The 22,536-nt window shown below is 39.7% G+C and carries 18 protein-coding genes; 8 read left to right on the top strand and 10 right to left on the bottom strand.

Features of this window, described 5'->3' with window-relative positions; genetic code table 11:
* Positions 1-21 precede the first annotated feature (21 nt).
* The 8 genes from ABXZ32_RS06175 to ABXZ32_RS06140 form a co-directional block, all read right to left on the bottom strand.
* Complete coding sequence (locus tag ABXZ32_RS06175) at positions 22-429, bottom strand: DUF2141 domain-containing protein (RefSeq protein WP_354617796.1); 408 nt, start codon at positions 427-429, stop codon at positions 22-24.
* Positions 430-489: 60 nt separating this feature from the next.
* Positions 490-918, bottom strand: a complete 429-nt coding sequence (locus ABXZ32_RS06170) for a hypothetical protein (RefSeq protein WP_354617795.1) — start codon at positions 916-918, stop codon at positions 490-492.
* Positions 919-1,294: 376 nt separating this feature from the next.
* Positions 1,295-2,455, bottom strand: a complete 1,161-nt coding sequence (locus ABXZ32_RS06165; RefSeq protein WP_354617794.1) for a metal ABC transporter permease — start codon at positions 2,453-2,455, stop codon at positions 1,295-1,297.
* On the bottom strand, positions 2,448-3,575 hold the full coding sequence (locus ABXZ32_RS06160) for a metal ABC transporter permease (protein ID WP_354617793.1): 1,128 nt from the start codon (positions 3,573-3,575) through the stop codon (positions 2,448-2,450). Before ABXZ32_RS06160 ends, ABXZ32_RS06165 begins: the two co-directional genes overlap by 8 nt.
* A 15-nt stretch (positions 3,576-3,590) precedes the next feature.
* Positions 3,591-4,334, bottom strand: a complete 744-nt coding sequence (locus tag ABXZ32_RS06155) for a metal ABC transporter ATP-binding protein (protein WP_062056550.1) — start codon at positions 4,332-4,334, stop codon at positions 3,591-3,593.
* A gap of 16 nt (positions 4,335-4,350) precedes the next feature.
* A complete protein-coding gene (locus ABXZ32_RS06150) occupies positions 4,351-5,265 on the bottom strand; it encodes a metal ABC transporter solute-binding protein, Zn/Mn family (RefSeq protein WP_354617792.1) in 915 nt (304 codons plus the stop codon).
* A gap of 10 nt (positions 5,266-5,275) precedes the next feature.
* On the bottom strand, positions 5,276-6,079 hold the full coding sequence (locus ABXZ32_RS06145; RefSeq protein WP_354617791.1) for a transporter: 804 nt from the start codon (positions 6,077-6,079) through the stop codon (positions 5,276-5,278).
* A gap of 5 nt (positions 6,080-6,084) precedes the next feature.
* Positions 6,085-6,738: a metal-dependent transcriptional regulator gene (locus ABXZ32_RS06140; RefSeq protein ID WP_354617790.1), complete on the bottom strand. Its 654-nt coding sequence runs from the start codon at positions 6,736-6,738 to the stop codon at positions 6,085-6,087.
* An 80-nt stretch (positions 6,739-6,818) separates the two neighbouring features.
* Here ABXZ32_RS06140 and ABXZ32_RS06135 point away from each other — a divergent pair, with 80 nt between their 5' ends.
* The 4 genes from ABXZ32_RS06135 (at position 6,819) to ABXZ32_RS06120 (ending at position 11,488) form a co-directional block, all read left to right on the top strand.
* Positions 6,819-9,122 carry a TonB-dependent receptor gene (locus ABXZ32_RS06135; RefSeq protein ID WP_354617789.1) on the top strand — a complete coding sequence of 768 codons (2,304 nt, stop codon included), beginning with the start codon at positions 6,819-6,821 and terminating at the stop codon, positions 9,120-9,122.
* A 5-nt stretch (positions 9,123-9,127) separates the two neighbouring features.
* Positions 9,128-9,610 (top strand): thioredoxin family protein, encoded by a 483-nt coding sequence (locus tag ABXZ32_RS06130; protein ID WP_354617788.1) that lies wholly within the window; start codon positions 9,128-9,130, stop codon positions 9,608-9,610.
* Positions 9,611-9,728: 118 nt separating this feature from the next.
* Positions 9,729-10,892 (top strand): lycopene cyclase family protein, encoded by a 1,164-nt coding sequence (locus ABXZ32_RS06125; RefSeq protein ID WP_354617787.1) that lies wholly within the window; start codon positions 9,729-9,731, stop codon positions 10,890-10,892.
* Positions 10,893-10,915: 23 nt separating this feature from the next.
* Positions 10,916-11,488, top strand: a complete 573-nt coding sequence (locus ABXZ32_RS06120) for a GNAT family acetyltransferase (RefSeq protein ID WP_354617786.1) — start codon at positions 10,916-10,918, stop codon at positions 11,486-11,488.
* A 22-nt stretch (positions 11,489-11,510) separates the two neighbouring features.
* On the opposite strand, the gene ABXZ32_RS06115 is transcribed toward ABXZ32_RS06120, so the two are convergent.
* Positions 11,511-12,485 carry a polyprenyl synthetase family protein gene (locus ABXZ32_RS06115; protein WP_354617785.1) on the bottom strand — a complete coding sequence of 325 codons (975 nt, stop codon included), beginning with the start codon at positions 12,483-12,485 and terminating at the stop codon, positions 11,511-11,513.
* 159 nt (positions 12,486-12,644) lie between these two features.
* Here ABXZ32_RS06115 and ABXZ32_RS06110 point away from each other — a divergent pair, with 159 nt between their 5' ends.
* The 4 genes from ABXZ32_RS06110 to ABXZ32_RS06095 are packed head-to-tail and all read left to right on the top strand — an operon-like array spanning position 12,645 to position 19,278.
* Complete coding sequence (locus tag ABXZ32_RS06110; RefSeq protein ID WP_354617784.1) at positions 12,645-13,250, top strand: TetR/AcrR family transcriptional regulator; 606 nt, start codon at positions 12,645-12,647, stop codon at positions 13,248-13,250.
* Positions 13,251-14,588 (top strand): TolC family protein, encoded by a 1,338-nt coding sequence (locus ABXZ32_RS06105; protein ID WP_354617783.1) that lies wholly within the window; start codon positions 13,251-13,253, stop codon positions 14,586-14,588.
* A gap of 40 nt (positions 14,589-14,628) precedes the next feature.
* Positions 14,629-15,798, top strand: a complete 1,170-nt coding sequence (locus tag ABXZ32_RS06100; protein ID WP_354617782.1) for an efflux RND transporter periplasmic adaptor subunit — start codon at positions 14,629-14,631, stop codon at positions 15,796-15,798.
* 6 nt (positions 15,799-15,804) lie between these two features.
* Entirely contained in the window at positions 15,805-19,278 is a 3,474-nt protein-coding gene (locus ABXZ32_RS06095) for an efflux RND transporter permease subunit (protein WP_354617781.1), read from the top strand.
* 465 nt (positions 19,279-19,743) lie between these two features.
* Here ABXZ32_RS06095 and ABXZ32_RS06090 read toward each other — a convergent pair whose 3' ends face one another.
* Positions 19,744-22,428 (bottom strand): TonB-dependent receptor, encoded by a 2,685-nt coding sequence (locus ABXZ32_RS06090; protein WP_354617780.1) that lies wholly within the window; start codon positions 22,426-22,428, stop codon positions 19,744-19,746.
* Positions 22,429-22,536 lie beyond the last annotated feature (108 nt).

The raw sequence follows: 22,536 nt of genomic DNA, 5'->3' as shown, positions 1-22,536 counted from the left end.
GTCACAATAGTTCAGAAGAATTTAATTGAGTTCTAAACGTATTTGTGCATCACCTTCAAGGTTAAAAGCACAGTCCTCAAAGCTCGGAGGCCCGAATGTTTTCATTTTGGCGTTGGAAAATCCAATTGCCTCTTTGGGTATCCCCAACCAGTTCGTATCCAACTTATCATTACCATTTTTATCATGAAAAACGGCCAAGGCATAGGTTCCATTTGGCAGGTTGGTTATAACCAAATTGGTTTTCTTTTTTTTAGCCGCCGTACTATCACTCCTGTATACAGTTTCGAACTTTAAAAATCCAGTTGAATTATTGTAAACAGCAACACTGATGCGCCCCTCTGAAGAGGCCACACCTTCCACATCTATTGAAAGATTATTTTGGGAAAAGGCTATGATCGGGAAAAGCATAGTAAGTAGAAAGTATCTCACAGTTGTATTTGGATCTAAAAGTTGGCACAAATGTAAACGGTATTTTTTAAAAGTATATTATTATTGATTTGGTTTTATTTTATCCGTTAAAAATTGAAACATCTGTTGGGTTTCGGTACTATCGGTAAGGTTTAGGAACAACTTTAACGAATCTTGGTAGACCACCCTTATTTTGGGTTGTGATAGCCTATCCACGTACATATACACCTCAGTTTTATGGATACTATCCTTAAAAAGCCCCTTTTCCCTCTCCATAGCAGAAAATCCATTGATCCTCTCCAAAGAAGGAATCTTTTGAACCATTACCACACTATCAATCTCGGCATACCGCAATTCCTTGTAATAGATACCCGATAAGATTTCCATGGAATCATTTTCGGTTCTGATCCAGTTTTTATAATGAGCTGCAAACACAAGGAATACCACAATTATGGTCACCACAATCAACATGTTGAGCATCCAAGGTCGTTTATTGTTCTTTCTTCCCATTATTCGTCTTTTTTTATTTTATGTTTATCCAAACAGGCCAAGGACTGTGCTATTTAATATTTACTTGACTTATTAGCAATCCTATTTACAGCTTTTGGAATTTCCACTAAAATAGTTTCTTTTTTCTTTAACTTCAATACATGATACAACTACAATACCGAACTGGGTTGCTTCCCAACCATCACCAATGGCGGTTATTTAATGATCGGAAATATATTCCAAATCAAGGATATCCTCATTGGAAAAAGTAGCTTCGGGAATTTGTAAAAGAGTTAAAAAAGGTGAAGAATAGCGGAACTTTTTATGCATGGTCCAAGATTTTATAAGTGATTAAACTTAATCAATCCTTAACACTAACACAAGGGACATAAACCCCCTATCCCCTAAAAAGGAAGAATCGATCTTTCATCTCCTCAATGGCCGCACTTTTATTGGTGATAATGTAATTGATGGCTTCAGCAGTAAACACTTCTCCTTTTGGTGTAAGGGAAATAATTTGATCCTCAATGACTATCATATTGTTTTTAACGGCCAAGTCCAAGACCGACTTGGCCGTGACCTCATGCCAATTGATGTGCTCGTTTAGATGCTTGATATGTCGCTCTGCAATGTCCTCGTGATTCTGTAAGTGCAACAAAAAGGTTAGAAGGTGAACTTCTACCTGTTGGCGTTTTTGACGATAGAGTACAGATATCAATCCAGTATTCGGTGCAAACAGATAAACCGCAAGAAACAAGACTCCCAAAACCGTCGTAATGGAGCCTGCAATGGATGCATCCAACCAATGTGCCACCCAATACCCAAGAATTGCGGCTATCATCCCAAATAAAACGGACAACCATAACATCTTCTTTAAATCCTTGGTCAATAAATAGGCCATAGCGGCAGGAGCTATCATTAGGGCTACTACCAAAATAGCGCCAACGGCATCAAAAGCCCCTACGGTAGTTACAGAGGCCACGGTCATAAGCCCATAGTGCATTATTACAGGGGAAAAACCTAAAGTAGCCGCCAATTGGGTATCAAATGTGCTCAATTTAAGCTCTTTGAAAAAGGCAATCAATAAGCCCAAGGTAATCAGTAAGATGGTGCCAATAACGTAAAGAGATTTTGGACCCATATCCGTTCCATTGATCATCAAACGATCAAAAGGGGCAAAAGCCAATTCCCCCAAGAGAACGGCATCAATATCCAAATGGACATCCCCCGCATTTTTGGCAATAAGGATGACTCCAATACTGAAAAGGGCCGGAAAAACAAGACCAATGGCCGTATCCTCCTTTACCAATCCAGTTTTTTGAATATACTCCACTAAAACTACAGTAAGAATACCACTGAAAGCTGCTAACAAAATCAGCCATGGAGAATTTAGGTCCTCCGTAAGAAAAAAGCCCACGACAATTCCGGGAAGGATGGAATGGCTTATGGCATCACTGATCATGGCCATTTTCCTTAAGACCAGAAAAGTGCCAGGGATGGCACAGGCTATGGCCACAATACATGCAATTAACTGTATTTCCAATTGTGCGCTACTCATACAAATTTTCTTGTCGGTTATATAAATTGATGGCCTTATCAAATCCTTTTAAGGTCAGGGACCATGTAGATCCGTCTATGGTTATGTACTCCCTATCGGCCAATTTTTTAAGGGAACTCTTAGTGTACCCCTGAAAATTATTTAGGATTCTCACTTCGTGTGGATGTGATACGTTTTCATGGGTTTTGGCAATATCGTACATAAATGCAAGGGTTTTGTGCAATTGTAGATCGTTCCTATTTTTCCAATGTCTGATTTCCTTGAACAGTAGTCCACGACCTGGGGAAAAGATAAAGGACACTACCACAAACCCGGCAGCTATCAACACAATAACTGGTCCCGTTGAAAGATTGTTGGAGCTAGCGCTTACCGCAGTTCCCAGAATCCCAGAGAACGCCCCGAACATGGCGGCCAAGAATACCATCACTCCCAATTTATTTGTCCATTGCCTAGCAGCAGCTGCCGGTGCCAGTAACATGGCGCTCATTAGGACAACACCCACTGTTTGCAGACCGATGACAATAGCAAGAACAATGAGGGAAGTGATGAGCATATCCAAAATCTGGGTATTAAAACCCAAGGATTTAGTATAATCAGCATCAAAATGAAGCACCTTAAATTCCTTCCAAAAAACCGCCAAGACCAAAAGGCTAATTATCATAACGATGGTCATCAACCAAACATCACTCTCTACCAAAGTGGCTGCCTGTCCAAAAAGATATTTATCCAAGCCTGCCTGCTGTGCATTGGGCATTTTCTGTACAAAAGTGAGCAAAAGCATTCCAAAACCAAAAAACAGGGATAGGATCAATCCCAATGCCGTATCTGATTTCAAGTGGGTCTTTTTTACAATTCCCCGGATCCAAAAAGTTCCTATCAAGCCACTGATCAAAGCCCCTATTAGGAGGGTATTACTTGTTTTTGCCCCAGTAATGAGAAATGCTATAACAATTCCAGGCAAGGCGGCATGTGATATGGCATCTCCCAATAAGCTTTGCTTCCTCAAAACAGCAAAACTACCCAGCAGGCCACAGACTAAACCTAGTACTGCGGTCCCCAAGGTTATGGTCCGCAAGGTGTAATCGCTAACTACCAGTGAAAAATACTCTTGTAGTGACATTTGTTTTCTTTAAAATTAATTTAGAACGCTAACCTTATAATTGATCCCGTATGTTTTTGTAAGGTTATCATCGTTAAAAATATCCTTGACGGAACCGGTAGCAATTTTTTTAACATTCAAAAAGGTGACCCAATCAAAATATTCCGGAACGGTCTGTAGATCATGGTGGACTACAACCACAGTTTTGCCCGATTTACGCAATTCTTTAAGGATGTTCACAATGGCGCGTTCAGTAGTGGCATCGACCCCTTGGAAAGGTTCGTCCATAAGATAAATACTGGCATTTTGCACCAAGGCCCTGGCCAAGAAAATACGTTGTTGTTGGCCCCCGCTCAATTGGCTAATCTGTCTATTTTTAAATTCCAGCATTCCCACTTTCTCCAAAGCTTCCAAGGCTTCCTTCTTTTGTTTCTGTCCAGGTCTTTTTATCCAACCCAGGCTGCCATAGGTGCCCATCAAAACTACATCCAAAGCTGTGGTAGGGAAATCCCAGTCCACACTCCCTTTTTGGGGCACATAGGCCACCAATTGATATTGTTTTTTATAAGGCTCTCCGAATACAGTGACTGTTCCAGCGATAGGTTTGATAATACCTAAGACAGCCTTTATCAAAGTTGATTTGCCAGCACCATTTGGACCAACAATCGCCATGAGCACCCCTTCGGGAATGGCAAGATCAATATCCCACAATACCGGCTTATAATTATAAGCAACGGTAAGGTCATCTATTTGGATGGCAATTTTATTGTTCTTTTCCATGGTTTTCTATTTTACCCTATTTAAGAGCATTTACGATGGTATTCACATTAAATAGGAACATACCTATATACGTTCCCTCCACAGTGCCTTTGTTACCAAGGGCATCTGAGTACAAACTCCCACCAATGGCCACATCATGCCCCTTGGATTTAACCGAAGACTGTAAGGCTTCAATTGTTCTTCTTGGAACAGAAGTTTCAACAAAAATGGCTTTAATCTTTTTATCGATAATAAAATTGGAGAGTTCCTGAACATCCTGAACCCCTGCCTCGGTAGCGGTTGAAATCCCTTGTAATCCAACAACCTCAAACCCATAGGCATTCCCAAAATAATTGAACGCGTCATGGGCGGTTACCAAGATTCTCTTTTCTGGAGGCAAAGTTTCAATAATTTGCTTTATTTCCTTTTCCAAGGCTTCCAATTTTTGAATATAGGCCGCGCTGTTCTTATCAAAAAGATCTGCATTCTCTGGATCCTGTTCCTTCAATTTTTCCGTGGTGTATTGGGTAATTTTCTTCCAAAAACCAATATTAAACCAAATGTGGGGATCATAATTGGAAGCAAAATATTCCGAACCAATTAACTCACTTGTGTCTATGGCATCTGCGACTGCGATGGTTTTTTTACCTCGACTTTCCATTTTTTCAAATATCTCCACCAATTTTCCCTCTAGGTGCAGACCTCCGTAAATGACCAAATCTGCATTAAACAGTTTGCTGACATCCCCTTCACTCGCCTTATACAAGTGAGGATCTACCCCACTTCCCATGAGTCCTTGGATTTCCACGACGTCTCCTCCTATATTTTGTACCATATCGGTAATCATGGTCGTAGTGGTTACCACTTTAAGTTTACCGTTGGGGTCCTTTTCCGATTTATTTTTGCAGGCCACTATAGCCAACAAGGCAACTAATATTAAATATTTTTTCATTTTCTATTTTTTAATTGGGCACCCTAAAGCTGATACCTGCGCTTAATAAAATATCTTGATCATCCGTTATTCCTTTCCCTATGGTAGCATCCAATTGTATATTCGGCTGCAACAGATATGTCACCCCCGTATCAAAGAAATGGTTAGCGGTGCTATTTTCGGGAAAATTCCCATAAAGTTCAACGTAAAACCCGAATTTTTCCGTAATACTATGTCCGAAGGCAATAGTATAGATATAAGCCAATTCGGGCGAATCATTACCCCATTGGGCACCTACATTGTAGGACAGATTGGATTTATCTGATAGGGTATGCGAAAATGCGAACCTAAAGTCGGCCCCAGTTGTTTGTGGCTTAAAATCGTCACTTGCGGTAAAGGGCAAGAACAAATGCCCTATCAGGCCAATTTCCGGGGCCCCGTTTTTCTCTTCTGCAATACCCACTTTAACCCCCAATAAGAGGGGAGAAAATCCATTGAGCTCTCTTACAGTACCGAAACCGCCGATTGTTGTTTGCCTTGTCTCCAGGTTCCAACCAACACGAAGCTCCATATTATCCAGAAGACCGTATCGCAGCAAGGAAGTGTTGTAAACCGTCCTTTCCCGTTTAACATCGTTATTGTCCAAGGATTCGTACAAACCTCCAGTTTCTACTTGCAAGAAACCTTTGGGCACCAAAGTTGGTGCTTCCGTTGCATCTGGCCGATCCGTCACTATAGTACCAGGCCCCACATTCTCTTGTTGTCCACGCAAAACTATGGTGGAACCCAACATGAGCATTAGAAAAATAATTGATGTCCCTAGATGACGATTCATTATCATTACGATATTTTAATGAATAAATTAGAAGCTATTTGATTTGATATGTGTTCCCTTCGATCCCCTATCTTAATATAAAATGAATTGTCGAACTCTTCTTTTTCCAATACCGTGATTACATCTCCCAAGGCAATTTTGTTTTTGTCCAAAAATTTTAAAAAAGCCGATGAGGAATCTTTCACCCCAACACAAATCCCATTTGAATTAACGGGCACTTCACTGAGCAATTTTCGATCTGCTGTTTTAAAAATTCCGTTTTTGTCTGGAATAGGATCACCGTGTGGATCAAATTTTGGATGATCAAGGAACGTATCCAGCTTATCAATAAGCTTTTCACTTTTTATATGTTCTAATTGCTCGGCAATCTCATGCACCTCATCCCATGAAAAGTCAAGTTTTTCAACCAAGAACACCTCCCATAGCCTATGTTTTCGGATTATTCCCAATGCCACTTTTACACCAAATTCCGATAAGGTGACTCCTTGATATTTCTTATAGTGCACCAAGTCCTTTTCGGCCAATTTCTTTACCATGTCAGTGACCGAGGAAGGCTTGGTTTCCATCAGTTCGGCTATAGCGTTGGTAGATACAGCAACTGTGCCCTTATTCCCCAAATGAAAAATGGCCTTAATATGGTTTTCTTCCGAATGCGTCATCAAATATTAATTTAAACAAAAATACATTTTTATTAATAAAAACAAATTTTTAGATTTGCCTAAATTTATATTTATTTTAAATGAAAAATATTTTTATTACCTGTCTTTTGCTGCCACTTTATTCCCTTTTTGCTCAAACTGGAACTTTGGAGGGCAAGGTGATGTCGGATGGAGAGGCATTGCCATGGGCAACTATACAACTCAAGAACTCCCAAATTGGAACTACTTCAGATGAATTGGGCAGATTTAGCCTAAAAGTGCCATATGGCACATATTCAGTGGTATGCCAAAGTATAGGATACAAGTCTATATCAAAAGAGGTAACCATTACGAATCCCATGACATTGACCTTGAACTTTCAATTAAAGGAAGATGTAATGGGCCTGGAACAGGTTGTAGTTACCGGCACTAAAACAGATAAAAGAAGGACAGACTCCCCTGTTATCGTAAATTTGATCAATAGCAAAACGTTGGATAACGTTGTGGCGACCAATCTCTCAGAAGGCCTTCGTTTTCAGCCTGGACTTCGGGTAGAAACCGATTGCCAAACCTGCAATTATACACAGCTCCGTATCAATGGACTCCAAGGAGGTTATTCCCAAATACTTATCAATGGGCGGCCCATCTTTAGTCCTTTAACCGGTTTATACGGCATGGAGCAAATCCCTACCAATATGATAGAACGCATTGAAATAGTCCGTGGCGGTGTCTCAGCGCTTTATGGGTCCAGTGCTATTGGTGGAACCGTTAACGTAATTACCAAGATACCAAGGCAAAACGATTATGCTATCACATACACCCATCAAAATATGGGCAATTATTCCAATGACCACCTTCTTGTTGGGAATACAACGGTCGTGAACTCGGAAAGAAATGCCGGCGCCACCTTTTTCATCAGTAAAAGGGACCGCGACACCTATGATCATAACGGTGATAATTATTCAGAATTACCACAGCTTAAGAACAATTCTTTTGGGGCCAACTTTTATTTCCTTCCTCAGGAAAACCAGAAACTAGAAGCCAGTATCAGCAGTATTAATGAATATAGATACGGAGGGGAAATGGTAGACAAGGCAGCCCATTTGGCGCAACAGTCAGAAGAAAGGACCCATAATGTAATTATGGGAAGTCTTGATTATCAAATTAATTTTAACCAAGAGAAAAGTGCCCTTATATTATACTATGGTGGGCAACACACAAACAGGGATCATTATACCGGCATAATTCCGGATGACGAACCCGAGTTGAGCCAATTTATGGCTGATCCACCATATGGTATTTCCGACGTAACCACCCACCAGGGTGGTGCCCAATTTAACCATAGATTCAATGAATTTCTTGGGGGAACGACCGTAGTTACCATGGGGAGCGAGTTTGTCTACGATGATGTCCTGGATGTTATTGAAGCCTATAATTACAAAATAGACCAGACTACAAGAAACCTTAGTGGTTTTGTCCAGAATGATTGGGAAGTTACACCAGAATTGAATTTTCTCTCCGGATTTAGAATAGACCAGCACAACCTAGTTGATAAGGCCATTATAAGTCCAAGACTCTCATTGTTGTACAAATGGAACAAGGAAACCCAATTTAGATTGGGATGGGGCACCGGCTTTAGGGCACCGCAGGCATTTGACACAGATTTGCACATTGCCTTTGCTGGGGGTGGCATTTCTCGAATATCCCTTGCCGAGAGCCTAAAAGAGGAACGGTCCAATAGCTATACGGCATCCGCCAATTACGATAAGGCCAATGAACATTTTATTGTTGGTTTTACACTTGAAGGATTCTACACCCATTTAAGAGATGCTTTTTATTTATTTCCTCTTGGCGAAGATCAATTTGGGGAACGATTCGAAAAAAGAAATGGAAGCGGTGCGACGGTAAAAGGTATTACTTTGGAAACAAGGGCTAATTTCGATTATTTGTTTCAGGTTGAAACGGGCCTTACCCTACAATCGAGTAGGTTTAACGATGCGGTAGAGAACATTGAAGGTTTGGAAGCAAAGAGGGAGTTCTTGAGGACCCCTAATAATTACGGTTACGCCACTTTTACCTATACCCCAACAAAAGCATTGAGCGCTAGCGCCAATATAGTGTATACCGGACCCATGGAATTAATCCATTTTGGAGGGGAAGGAACAGGACAAACCATTGATGAATACAGCACGTCCCCCTCTTTTACGGAATTGAGCCTAAGACTGGGCTACAATTTTGAATTCGAAAAAACCAAGACAGGCATAGAAGTATTTGGTGGGGTGAAAAATTTGACCAATGCCTATCAGGACGATTTCGATATCGGAAAAAATAGGGACAGTAATTACGTCTATGGCCCCGGGGCGCCTAGGACCGTGTTCCTTGGAGTCAGACTTAAATCATTATAATAATCATGGGAAAGCGAACTACATTCTTGGTCTTTTTAGTGCTTTTCGCACTAAAGTCGGGCTGCACCATTGCACAAAACAAAGAAGAAGTTCAATGGATCAGCTTTGAGCAATTGTATGATTCACTAAGGGTACACCCAAAAAAAGTGTTCATCGATTTTTATGCAGATTGGTGTGCCCCTTGCTTAAAAATGGATAAGGTGACATTTAAGGACCAAAGGGTCATTCACAAACTTAACAAGGACTACTACGCCGTAAAGATGGATGTGGAAACCACGGATACCATTGTTTTTGGCAAACAGCACTTTACCAACAAAAGAGCAAAGAGGCGCAATCCCATACACGACATTCCGCTTCTTTTGGCCAGCAGAAAAGACGCCCCCTTTTCCCTGCCTGCCCTAGTATTGATGGACTCGTCATTTACTGCACAGGCTCGCTATTTTCAATATCTGGATGCAGAACAATTGTTGTCTATCCTAGAAAAATAGCCCTAGGGGGTTCATAAATTTTGCAAAACAAGGAAATGCAACTTCTACCGTTAGAATTTGTACTTTTGAGGGTAACCCGTATAAGGATATTCGATCAATACAAAACCTAGCTAATACCGTGTCAATAGCAACCCCATCCATGGCAACATATGATTATATTATTATTGGGGCCGGAGCAGGCGGATTAATGCTTGCCGAAGCATTGGGGAAGGATCCTTTTTTTAAAGATAAATCCATCTTATTGTTGGACAAAGACTCCAAGAACAATAATGATAGGACTTGGTGCTTTTGGGAGAACAGCACAGGAGATTTTGATTCCATCCTGCATAAAACATGGAGCAAAATCTATTTTGGCGGTCCAACCTATGACGCAAAATTGAACATTGCCCCATATTCCTATAAAATGATCCGGGGCATTGATTTTTATTCGTCCTATAAAACCAAAATAGCTGCTTATCCAAGTATTACGTTCAAAACGGATAAGGTACTGCAAATTGAAGACCTAGATCGGGACGTTTTGGTTAAGACAGAGAGTAGCACTTATTCTGCCAAAAAGGTGTTTAATAGTATCTTGGATTACCAGGTGTTGAAGACGCAGACCAAGTACCCGTTATTACAGCAGCACTTTATTGGATGGTTCGTTAAAACGGAAAAACCCGTTTTTGATTTGGACCAAGCTACATTTATGGATTTCTCCATTCCCCAAAAAGGGAATACCCGCTTTATGTACGTTTTACCGTTTTCAGAAACCGAAGCCTTGGTGGAATACACCCTATTTTCCGAAAACTTGCTTCCTGAAGCAGAATACGAAGAGGCCATAGCCTCCTATTTACTGGAAAAATTACAATGTGGATCGTATTCGATCTTAGAAAAAGAAAAGGGGAACATACCAATGACCTGTTTCGATTTTAATGTCTTTAACAGCAAGAACATACTCCATATTGGCATGGCAGGCGGATGGGCAAAACCCAGTTCTGGGTACACTTTTAGATACGCTTGGAAAAAGACGAAGCTCTTGGTTTCTTTTCTAAAAGAGGACAAACCATTGCACTATTTCTCCAAAAAAGACCGATTTTGGTACTATGACCTGCTTTTATTAGACATTCTAGCTAAAGACAATAGCAAAGGAGAAATAATTTTTGGACAGCTTTTTAAAAATAGGTCACCGCAACTAATTTTTAAATTTCTTGATGAAGAGACTACCATTTGGGAGGACCTAAAAATTATTACCGCCTGCCCTATTGCAGACTTTACAAAAGCGCTTTTAAGAAGGTTATTTTAAGGTCGGCCAATAAAATTCAACCTATGACACAAACACGATTAGGGAATTCCTCTCATATTTCCGGGGTCCTTGAGCTTCAAGGACAGAATCTGTTCAAAAATCTGTCTGAAGAAGAATTAAAAAATGGATTTGTGACCACTCCTTTTACCAATGATCAAGTTGAGAAAATCATTGAACAGAAAGGGCTATTTGTAAGCCTTAATGAACAAGGAAGAGTGATAGCCTATGTCTTTGCAGGGAGTTGGGACTATTTTTCACAGTGGGAAATATTCAAAATAATGACCTCCAGATTTCCCCAACTTTGCTTTGGCAATGTTCCTGTTACCACTGAAAACAGTTTTCAATACGGCCCTATATGCATCCATAAAGACTATCGTGGCCAAGGAATTATCAATCGGATTTTTGAAGCCATGCGGCTCGTCTTTGTTGAGAAATATCCTATCAGCATAACATTCATCAATAAAATAAACGTGATTTCAGAACGGGCACATACCCAAAAATTAGGATGGCAGATAGTAGATGAATTTGAATACAACAATAATACCTATATCGCCCTAGCTTTTGATATGACCAAAAGTGTCCTTAAAAAGAGCTGATGTGATTAAAGCACAGATACTACTATACTTTACGCTTCATGAGGCTTTCCCCAAAAAGGCGCAGAATTTCTTTTTTTTCTGGAGAAATATCCAATTTTTCCAAAACAGCAAATGCATTATTGGTGTATTTTTCAATTTCATCCTTGGTCTGTTGGGCAGCAGTACTTTCCAAAAATACATCTTTTACCGTATTGATCTTTGCTGTGGCATCCATAGGCTTAATCGAAAACAAATGAGCCAACTCTTGTGCTTGTTGGGGCGTTGCCATTTCCAACGACTTTAGGTATAAAAATGTTTTTTTATTTTCTATAATATCTCCACCTACCTGTTTGCCAAATGCCTTAGGATCACCAAAAGCGTCCAAATAATCATCTTGTAACTGAAATGCTATTCCCAAATACCTGCCGAATTCATATATGGCATGCTGGGATTCCAAGGAAGCTCCGGCAATAATGGCTCCCATTTTCATGGCAGCGGCAACAAGTACTGCCGTTTTATATTCAATCATTTTAATATATTCAGGGATTGTCACATCTTCCCTGTCCTCAAAATCTACATCATACTGTTGTCCCTCACAAACCTCCAAAGCCGTTTTACTGAATAATTTTAAAAGTTCCTTATAAACCTGTCCCTCGTAACGTTCAAAATATTGAATGGCACTGATGAGCATAGCATCCCCAGAAAGGATCCCCGTATTTATGTCCCACTTTTCATGCACCGTAACTTTTCCCCTTCGCAACGGGGCATCGTCCATGATATCGTCATGAACCAATGAAAAATTATGAAAAACCTCCACCGCCAACGCTGCATCCATGGCTTCCTTGTAATCTTTCCCAAAGATATCTGCAGTCATCAATGTTAAAACAGGTCGCAAACGCTTACCACCCAAGCCTAATATATAGCTGATAGGAGCATATAAATTTTCAGGTTCCCTAGTAGTAGTTTTGGCCTCTAAATAATTGATGAATTCTGAACGGTATTGATCTATGGTGAGCATTAAAGCAATTTTTGTCCAAAAATACGCCAAAACAATAAATTGACACATACTTAAAGGCGATTAAGAAGAGTGCCTTTCCTTCGTTTTGCTTTATTCCATGTGAAACTTTGGAAACTTTTTTTGTTTTTAAAGTTTCCATAACTATATTTGCAGCCAATTATGAGAGAAACAATCTTAGAAAAATCGTCCGAATTGTTCTTGAAACTGGGATTCAAGAGTGTAACCATGGATGATATCGCCCATGAAATGGGGATTTCAAAAAAGACTATTTACATTCATTTTAACAACAAGACCGATTTGGTTGAGGAATGTACCATGTACGTCTTCCATAAAATAGCAGAAAACATCAACTGCATTAGAGTTCTTAAAAAAAATCCCATTGAAGAACTTTACGAGATCAAAAAAATGGTCATGGTACATTTGCATGACGAAAGGGGCTCCACGGAATATCAATTACAGAAGTACTATCCGAAAATTTTTATAGCCCTAAGAAAAAAGCAATTCCAGATCATGGAAGAATGCATAGTTGACAATATAAAAAAAGGAGTTGGAGAAGGAATTTACCGTGAAAATATCAACGTTGACTTTATTGGTAGGATATACTTCTCTGGTGTAACCAGTCTAAAAGACCAGGAAATATTCCCGTCAGACCAATTTCCAATCAACCTTCTAATGGACGATTTTTTGGAATACCATCTTCGCGGAATTGTCACCCCAAAGGGAAGAAAAATACTAAATGCTTTAATCAATTCAAATTACGAATAAATGAAACAGTTTATACTAACCTCCTTAGCAATAATCCTAAGCTTCACCGCCTTTGCACAAGAGCAGGCAGCACCAAGTTTTTCACTTGAGGAAGCAGTGGCCTATGCTTTAGAAAATAATTATAAGGCGATTAATGCGAACAAGGATATTATAGATGCACAAAAACAAAAGTGGGAGACCATTGCTGGGGGACTTCCTCAAATTGAAGGTGCAGTGAGCTACCAAAATCAATTGAAGCAACCGGTATCCCTTATTCCTGCGGAGTTTTTTGGTGGTGAACCCGGTACATTCACTCCCATTATCTTTGGACAACAACAAACGGCAAGTGCCACGGCAACGTTAAAACAACAAATTTTTGACGGGTCTTATATAGTTGGGGTACAGGCTTCAAAAGCGTTTATCAGTTACAGTGCCAACAATAAAGAAAAAACAGATCTTGAAGTCCGCAAGGCCGTGGTAGAAGCCTACGGTAATGTACTTCTTGCCAAAGAAAGCGTTGCAATCTTCGAGAAAAACAGGGAAACCCTTGACAAAAACCTCTACGAAACCAAAAAAATATTTGAAAATGGACTGGGAGATGAGGAAAGCGTGGACCAATTACAGATCACCCTTTCTTCTGTAGAGAACCAGTTACGCAATGCTCGCCGTTTAGAGAAACTGACCCTTCAAATGTTAAATTTGGTGATGGGACTGGACATAACAACACCTACGCTTTTAAAGGAAGATCTTGATCAACTTACCCAAAAAGAAATGGACCTAAGGTTATTGGATCAGGAGTTGACCATGGAAAACAATGTAGATTACAAATTGGCCTATAACCTCAACGAACAACGCTTTTTTGAACTGAAACTGGCAAAAAGCAGAGCCTTGCCCACCTTAAATGCTTTTATAAATTACGGCTCCACAGCTTTTAGTCAGAATTTTGATTTTTTTAATGGGGATCAACAATGGTTCGATTCGTCCATTCTTGGGTTTGACCTAAGTATTCCTATATTCAGTTCCTTTAAAAGAAGTGCTACTACTGCAAGGGCCAAAATTGCCCTAGATAAGGCGAAAAACCAGTTAGAGGAAGCCAAAGAAAATATCCGCCTACAATTGGAAAATGCCAAAAGTGAATACCTTTTTTCCATAGAACAATATGACACTTCCAAAGCTAATTTGGCATTGGCGGAACGTATAGAACAAAAGAACCAGATCAAATACTTTGAAGGGTTGGCCTCAAGTTTTGAACTTAGACAGGCCCAAACACAATTGTACTCAGCCCAGCAGGAATATCTGCAATCCATGGTAGGGGTTATTAATAAGAAAACCGAACTGGAAACCATTATCAACAACTAATAAATCAATCAAAAAACAGCCATTTATAATACAATTCAAAATGAAAAATATCTATTACATCCTTGTAACCGCCCTTATTCTTTCTGCCTGTGGCAATAATGAACAACAGACCGTAGACAGCCTTATTGAAGCTGGGGATGTTGAAGCCATGAGAGCTAAAAAGAGTGCACTTTCGGAGCAATTAAAAATTACGGATCAAGAAATTAAGCTTCTAGATTCTGTGATCGCGACCTTTAACCTGGACGAAAAATTACCGTTGGTCACCACGGTTAAGGCAGAGGAACAAAAATTTGACCACTTTTTAGAATTACAAGGCGACGTAATGACCAAACAAAACGTGTTGATCTATCCAGAAATGGCAGGAACGTTGCAAAAGGTATATGTTCAAAAAGGCCAGCAGGTTAGCAAAGGACAACTTTTGGCCACCATCGACGATGGCGGGATGGGCAGTCAATTGGCACAGCTAAAAACACAGGCAGAATTGGCAAAAACTACTTTCGAACGTCAAAAGCGTTTATGGGATCAAAAAATAGGCTCTGAAATACAATACCTTCAAGCCAAATCCAACTACGAGGCACAGCAAAATGCCGTGAAACAATTTCAAAGTCAATTGGGAAAATCATCCATTAGAGCTCCCTTTTCAGGAATTATCGACAATGTGATCAAAGACCAAGGCACCGTGGTTTCACCAGGACCGGGATCTGAAGTATTCCGTATCGTTAACCTTTCCGATATGTATATAGATGTAGAAGTACCAGAAACATATTTGGGCAGTGTCTCCAAAGGGAAAGAGGCGCAAGTATACTTTCCTGTATTAGGGGATAGTGTAATCACTAAGATCCGCCAGACTGGAAATTTCATCAATCCCAGCAATAGATCTTTTAGTGTGGAGATCCCAGTACCCAACAAAAATGGGAATATAAAACCAAATTTAACGGCCAAAGTACGCATCAACGACTACACCAGCGAAAAAGCCATTTTAATCCCACAGAGCATTATTTCGGAAAATGCTGAAGGGGAGCAATACGCTTATATAGCGATGGAACCAAATGCGGATAATGAGGCCACTGCAAAGAAAACAATTATTACAACCGGGAAGACCCAAGGGGCCTTCATTGAAGTACTATCCGGAATAGAAGATGGAAACCAAGTGATCAAAGAAGGAGCCAGAAGCGTTAAAGATGGTCAAAAAGTAAAAATCATAAACTAAGTGTCCATGAGCAAGCAGAAAAAAAACGCTGATAAGGAATTTGGATTATCGTCATGGGCCATTGAAAACCCAAGTGTAATCTATGTTATGATAGGACTCTTCCTTTGGATAGGGCTGTCTTCCTATTTTGGCATGCCCAGGGAAGATTTTCCTGAAATTAAGGAAACCAAAATTTACATTAGTACGCTGTACCCAGGTAATACCGCAGAGGACATTGAGCGTTTAATAACTGATCCCCTGGAGGATAAATTAAAGAATATCAGCAATTTGGTAGAGATAACCTCTACCTCACAGGAAGATTATTCAATAATCACCGTAGAGTTTGATGAAGAAATTACGGTTGAGGCGGCAAAACAGAAGGTAAAAGATGAAGTAGATAGCGAAAAGGCTACTGAGGACTGGCCTATTTTCAATAATGCCAAGGTAGACCCCAACGTTTTTGATTTGAACCTTTCGGAGCAGTTCCCCATTATGAACATCAACTTTACCGGGGATTACCCAGTGGAAAAGCTGAAGGAATTTGCGGAGCATATGCAGGATGAAATTGAGGACCTGCCCGAAATAAAGCAAGTGGATATAAGGGGCGCCCAGGACAAGGAGGTTGAAATTGCGGTGGACGTTTATAAAATGATGGCCGCCAAGGTTAGTTTTGATGATGTTTTGAATACGATCAGAAATGGCAACGTTACCATGTCTGCTGGGAATTTAAAGACCAGCGGTCAGAGACGGACGATTAGAATATTGGGTGAGATTGAAGACCCGAAGGAATTGAATGAATTTGTAGTAAAATCAGAAAATGGGAACGCCGTTTATTTAAAGGATATTGCCCAAGTCACCTTTTCTGAGGAGGAAAAGACCACCTTTGCCCGTGAGTTTGGTGAAAGTGTGGTGATGTTGGACATAAAGAAAAGAGCCGGCAAGAACATGATCGAAGCCTCGGATAAGATTAAGGCAATGGTCAAAGATGCCAAAGCCAACTACTACCCTACTGATTTAGGGATTTCTATTGCAAATGACTCTTCTGGCAGGACCCTAAATCAAGTGGATGATTTGGTGAACAACATCATTTTTGGAATTATTTTGGTGGTTACTGTCCTAATGTTCTTTCTAGGATTTAGAAACGCACTCTTTGTAGGTTTCGCTATTCCTATGTCCATGTTCATGTCTTTTATGATCCTGTCATGGCTGGGATATACCTTAAATACCATGATCCTTTTTGGAATGATCATGGGCTTGGGGATGCTTGTGGATAACGGAATTGTGGTGGTAGAAAATGTATACCGACTCATGGATGAAGGCATGCCACGGATCGAAGCCGCTAAAAAAGGAATAGGAGAGATTGCCTTCCCGATTATTATTTCAACGGCCACTACAGTTGCTGCGTTTGTACCCTTGGGATTATGGCCCGGAATCTTCGGACAGTTCATGATCTATTTCCCGATCACCCTCTCGGTGGTGCTTGGTTCATCACTTTTTGTGGCCATATTCATGAATTCCATGTTGGTCTCTAATTTTATGGATACTGGAGAAAAGGAACTGACTGTTAAACAATTGATACGACTGAGTATCATCATGGGGGGACTTGGAATCTTTATCCTAATATTTGGCGGTACTGTCCGAGGTTTGGGTAGTGTTTTAATCCTTACAGCGGGCATGTTCTGGATCTACAAATACTTTCTGAAAAGATGGGCCATCAATTTTCAAAAGAATACCATGGTACGCTTTGAAAATTGGTACGAAAGACGATTGATGCATGCCCTTAGGGGAAATAATGTGTATTGGTATTTCGGGGTAACGGTGGCGATGCTTATAGGTGCCTTTATGCTTTTTGGAGTATCCATTAGCACCCAGAGAACTAAAATAGAATTTTTCCCGGATACCATTCCAAATGAGATTTATGTTTACATAGAATACCCTCAAGGAACCTCCATTGAAAAGACCAATGAATTAACCCATGATATTGAAAAAAGGGTATATGCGATCATTAATAGTGATAAATATACCGATGCAAAAGGTAAAAACAACTACTTGGTTGAATCGGCAGTATCACAGGTAGGAGAAGGTGCGGGGAACCCACAGACAGATGGAGGCTCTGCAGCAGAAATGCCCCATCGAGGTAAGCTTACAGTCTCTATGCGGGAGTTTAAATACAGAAATGGATTGGACACAGAGGAGCTCAGGAAAAATATTCAGGAATCTCTTAAGGGCATCTATCCAGGGGTAGCAATTTCCATTGAGAAGGACGCAGCTGGTCCTCCAGCCGGTTACCCTATCAACATTGAATTACAGGGGAAAGATTATGATGAGTTGATCAATACCGCAGAGGATATGCGGAATTTCATCAATACTAAAAATATTGCTGGGATTGAGGAATTGAAGATCGATGTAAATAAAGGAAAACCTTCCATGCAGGTGGTTGTCGACAGACAGAAAGCCGGAGAATTGGGGGTAGCAGTAGGACAGGTTGGGAATCAGCTAAGAAGATCCCTTTTTGGTGAAAAAGCAGGGATTTACAAAAAGGATGGAGAGGACTATAATATCAACGTTCGCTTTAATGAGCAGAACAGATATGACAAAAGTGCCCTTTTTAACCAAAATATTATTTTTAGGGATCCCGCAAACGGACAAATCAAAGAAATTCCTGTTTCCGCGGTGGCTTCACAAAGAAACACATCTTCCTTTAGTGCCATTAAACACAGGGACAATGAAAGGGTGGTTACCGTTTATTCTGGATTAAAGCCTGGATTTACCGATGCCGCAGCCATTGTAACTGAAATACAGAAGGAAATGGAAAGCTATACGACCTTGCCACAAGATGTTCATATAGATTATACCGGACAGATTGAGGAACAGAACAAGCAAATGCAGTTTTTGGTCGGAGCCTTCTTTACCGGTCTGGGGCTGATTATGCTCATTTTGATATTTCAATTTGGCGGAATTTCCAAACCATCGATTATCATGATCGCCATCTTTTTAAGTTTTATTGGCGTTTTTGGCGGACTTATCATAACCGGAAAACCCTTTGTTATTATGATGACCATGATGGGAATTATTTCCTTGGCCGGTATTGTGGTAAACAACGGAGTGGTGTTATTGGACTATACCCAAATTCTTATAGATCGAAAAAAGGTAAAGTTAGCTATGGATGATAGAGACCTATTAACCAGGGATGATGCCAGGGAATCTATTATAAAAGGAGGAAAGGCAAGATTGCGTCCGGTACTTCTAACTGCCATTACTACGGTTTTGGGACTAATCCCATTGGCTATAGGACTGAATATAGATTTCTTTTCCTTGTTTTCGGAATTTGATCCCAACATATATATTGGTGGTGACAATGTTATTTTCTGGGGACCTTTGGCATGGACGGTGATCTATGGTTTAATTGTAGCCACCTTCCTTACTTTGATTATTGTTCCCGTACTGTTCTTTATAACCTACAGGTTCAAAATAAAACTCAGGGGTATACGTAAAAATTAACCGTAAAATATTAAAGGATTAAAGTATAGGGCAATACCATCTTAGAAAGATGTATTGCCCTATTTTTTTATATCAATGTTTAAAACAATTCCATAGAAACTAAAAAGGCCCGATATGGACATCGGGCCTAATAGGTTAGGGTTGGTATTTGTATTGTTAGCTAGTTCACCACTAAGTTTACTCCTGACTTCCCTTTTCATTGGAGCATAAGGCTAAGTTAACTCCCATTTCCTAAAACATTCACCATAACTACTGTAGTAAAGTTTATACCTAGCATGATATAAAGTAAACCACAAACTCAATTGCCTACTAAATTTACAAAATAATACTTTTCACACAACATTTAGAGAACCATTAGTTTGCGTTAAGTGAAGCTTGGAGTGCATTAGCAAACTTCTAAATACATACGATAATAAAAGAGTGCCGTTCAATGAACGGCACTCTTTAAACTAATATCAGTATTGGTTAAAACTTGAAGGTAAGTCCTGCATTTAAGATAGTTCCATTAAACCCAAACTGACTCACTTCCCATGGATATCTAAATCTTCCTCCTAAGTCTGTTACAAAATCCCCTTTGGTATCAATCTCATCAGGATACACGTTTAGAAGATTATTGATCGCTATGTTACCAGATATTCTATCGCTAAAATTATATCCAATTATCAAATCAGTAATAACTTTTCCAGAAAACGTCTGGTCATAAGCGGCATCATCCAATGGAAGTGGCCCATTACCAAAGTCTACTCCGTTCAAACCATTATTTGAATGCTGCCAGGACACTTCCCCAAAATAAGTGTTGTTCAAAGCAAAATTCCATTCACTTATATTATAATCAATTCCCAACAATACTTTTGATTTAGGTCTAGCAGACGTAATTCTTGATTGTTCTTTTCTATTAAAGATTTCATAACCATTGGCTGCGAGCAAATCTGGAGTGTCAATTTCCCCTTCAATAGTTGTTTCGTTAAAGTTAGCTGCAAGGGTCAATGACAACATTCCATTCCCCATTTCCAAGTTTCTGTAATTGGCAACCAAATCTACCCCGGAAGTATTGGTGTTAACCGCATTAACAAAGAATTTTAGACTTGTAATAGAATTGTCCAAAAGAATTTGCTCAACAGGATTAGTGCTATTATCATCACCATCAAACCCAATTTCCCCAGTAAACAGTACCCTATCATCAACCTTTACATTGTAATAATCTACAGATAAGGATAAATTTGATACTGGTTTAAAGGTAATACCTGCAGAAATATTCTTAGAGGTTTCTGCTGTCAATTGTGGTACTCCCAAACCTTCCCTAATTACGGGATCAACATTATTGAATGTTCCTTGATTGGAGATAGTTCCACCCGAAACCAAAGTTTGGATGTTACTCAAATAGATCTGATGTAATGAAGGAGCCCTAAAACCTGTACTATAAGAAGCCCTTAATGCTCCCTTTTTATCCCCCAATAAATATCTACTACTTACCTTCCAAGAAGTATTATCGCCAAAATCACTAAAATCCTCATATCTAATTGCGCCTCCAATCAAAAATTTATCTGTTGGCTCCCATTCCAAATCTCCATAAACCCCATAATTATCCCTAGAGGCTTCAACAGCATTACTTGGTTGTAATCCTGGAAATGATTGTGCACCGCTTCCCGCATAAGAGGCTGGCTCACCTGCCTCAGCGGTAAATCGTTCATTTTTTAATTCGGCACCAAATGCAATGCTTGCTTGTCCAAAATTCTTAGAAAAATCTAAATTTGCCAAGGTATTACTAAAAGTATATGCTCCAACATCAAATGAAGTGGGACTTGATGCGCCTAAGGCTGGGTTCAACGAATTATTGACTTCGTAATCCACCGCATTTCTACCGTAAGTTCCGCTCAAATCCACATCTAAGCCCAATAGATCAAATTCGACCCCAACTGTAGAGTTATTATCCCTGATATCAGTTTCAAAAGTAGGTTGAAAACCTTGGTATTCAGTGCCAGGTTCATGTAGCAAATTGAAAGGATCACCCACCCAATATGGTGCTCTATACAATGCAAAACTTTTTCCGACCCGATAAGTCATTCCACCAAAGGTGTAAAATTTACCTTTTCCATTTTTAAAAGGAACCCCTGCGTTAAAAAATGCATCTCCTTTCTTTAATTCTGGCTGACCTACCGTCATACCTAAATCTGGATTCCTTGAAAGCCAATCTCCCCAAGTGGGGTCATTTGCTGCGACTCCAAATAATACATCCTCTCCAGGTGTACCCGCTCTATTCGTTTCTTCTTGTTGGTAATACCCAAAGGTCAAATTCAAATAACCTCCATTTTCCCCGATAGAAAGTGATGAGTTTATATCAGCACCAAGGTTAAAACCATCGCCTTCAGTAGTAATGCCAGATTTAACATTAACTGTCGTAAACTCAACATTATTTTTTAATACCATGTTGATTACTCCCGCAATGGCATCAGATCCATATTGCGCTGAGGCACCGTCTCTTAATACTTCGATACGTTCTATGGCAGCTGCAGGGATACTTTTCAAATCCACACCAACTTCTCCCTTTCCAGGTGTATCGTTAATATAAACTAAGGCACTTTGATTTTTTCTTTTTCCGTTTACCAAAACTAACGTCCTACTAGGCCCTAATCCTCTTAAATCAGCTGGATCAAAATGTGCTGTAGCATCTGAAATTGTTTGATTGGTAGAGTTAAATGATGGTACTTTGTAGGTCAACATTTTATCTACGGTAGGCTGTCCAGTATTAACCAATTCTGCAACACCTATATTATCAATTGGAACTGAAGAATCCAAAATTGTTCTTGGTTTTGATCTATTTCCAACAAGTATTACTTCATCCAGAGCTACTCCTTCCTCCAATGAAACTTGTATAAAATTATCATTGGTAATATTCAACTCAACGGTTTTATATCCAACGGATGAAATAACAAGAGTTTTAGGAAAATCCATTATTTCAATTGTGAAATTACCATCAAAATCGGCTGTTGTACCCTGGGTTGTCCCCTTAATCACAACATTGGCTCCAGGTAATACTTCTCCTGTAGATGCGTCCTTTATTGTACCCTTTATAACGGATTGCGCCATTATAAGTGTTGGAACACATAGTAGAAATAACACCATTGTTTTCTTAATAAAAATCTGTTTCATATTTCTAAGGTTTCGTTAATTACATTGTCGAATATAATTAAGTATTATGAAATATTTCACAAAAATTTAAGGAATCACCAATTCCTTTAGGAAAAATTATTGGCTACT

The sequence above is a fragment of the Sediminicola luteus genome, assembly GCF_040566555.1.
Taxonomy (GTDB): Bacteria; Bacteroidota; Bacteroidia; order Flavobacteriales; family Flavobacteriaceae; genus Sediminicola.
Note: the sequence above shows the minus strand (reverse complement) of the source record. Positions and strands in the feature narration are given on the sequence as shown.

Excerpts from the sequence above, each read along its gene's own strand:
- ABXZ32_RS06170 (WP_354617795.1), bottom strand. The coding sequence starts at position 918 with ATGGGAAGAAAGAACAATAAACGACCTTGGATGCTCAACATGTTGATT.
- ABXZ32_RS06165 (WP_354617794.1), bottom strand. The coding sequence starts at position 2,455 with ATGAGTAGCGCACAATTGGAAATACAGTTAATTGCATGTATTGTGGCC.
- ABXZ32_RS06160 (WP_354617793.1), bottom strand. The coding sequence starts at position 3,575 with ATGTCACTACAAGAGTATTTTTCACTGGTAGTTAGCGATTACACCTTG.
- ABXZ32_RS06155 (WP_062056550.1), bottom strand. The coding sequence starts at position 4,334 with ATGGAAAAGAACAATAAAATTGCCATCCAAATAGATGACCTTACCGTT.
- ABXZ32_RS06150 (WP_354617792.1), bottom strand. The coding sequence starts at position 5,265 with ATGAAAAAATATTTAATATTAGTTGCCTTGTTGGCTATAGTGGCCTGC.
- ABXZ32_RS06145 (WP_354617791.1), bottom strand. The coding sequence starts at position 6,079 with ATGAATCGTCATCTAGGGACATCAATTATTTTTCTAATGCTCATGTTG.
- ABXZ32_RS06140 (WP_354617790.1), bottom strand. The coding sequence starts at position 6,738 with ATGACGCATTCGGAAGAAAACCATATTAAGGCCATTTTTCATTTGGGG.
- ABXZ32_RS06135 (WP_354617789.1), top strand. The coding sequence starts at position 6,819 with ATGAAAAATATTTTTATTACCTGTCTTTTGCTGCCACTTTATTCCCTT.
- ABXZ32_RS06130 (WP_354617788.1), top strand. The coding sequence starts at position 9,128 with ATGGGAAAGCGAACTACATTCTTGGTCTTTTTAGTGCTTTTCGCACTA.
- ABXZ32_RS06120 (WP_354617786.1), top strand. The coding sequence starts at position 10,916 with ATGACACAAACACGATTAGGGAATTCCTCTCATATTTCCGGGGTCCTT.
- ABXZ32_RS06115 (WP_354617785.1), bottom strand. The coding sequence starts at position 12,485 with ATGCTCACCATAGATCAATACCGTTCAGAATTCATCAATTATTTAGAG.
- ABXZ32_RS06110 (WP_354617784.1), top strand. The coding sequence starts at position 12,645 with ATGAGAGAAACAATCTTAGAAAAATCGTCCGAATTGTTCTTGAAACTG.
- ABXZ32_RS06105 (WP_354617783.1), top strand. The coding sequence starts at position 13,251 with ATGAAACAGTTTATACTAACCTCCTTAGCAATAATCCTAAGCTTCACC.
- ABXZ32_RS06100 (WP_354617782.1), top strand. The coding sequence starts at position 14,629 with ATGAAAAATATCTATTACATCCTTGTAACCGCCCTTATTCTTTCTGCC.
- ABXZ32_RS06095 (WP_354617781.1), top strand. The coding sequence starts at position 15,805 with ATGAGCAAGCAGAAAAAAAACGCTGATAAGGAATTTGGATTATCGTCA.
- ABXZ32_RS06090 (WP_354617780.1), bottom strand. The coding sequence starts at position 22,428 with ATGAAACAGATTTTTATTAAGAAAACAATGGTGTTATTTCTACTATGT.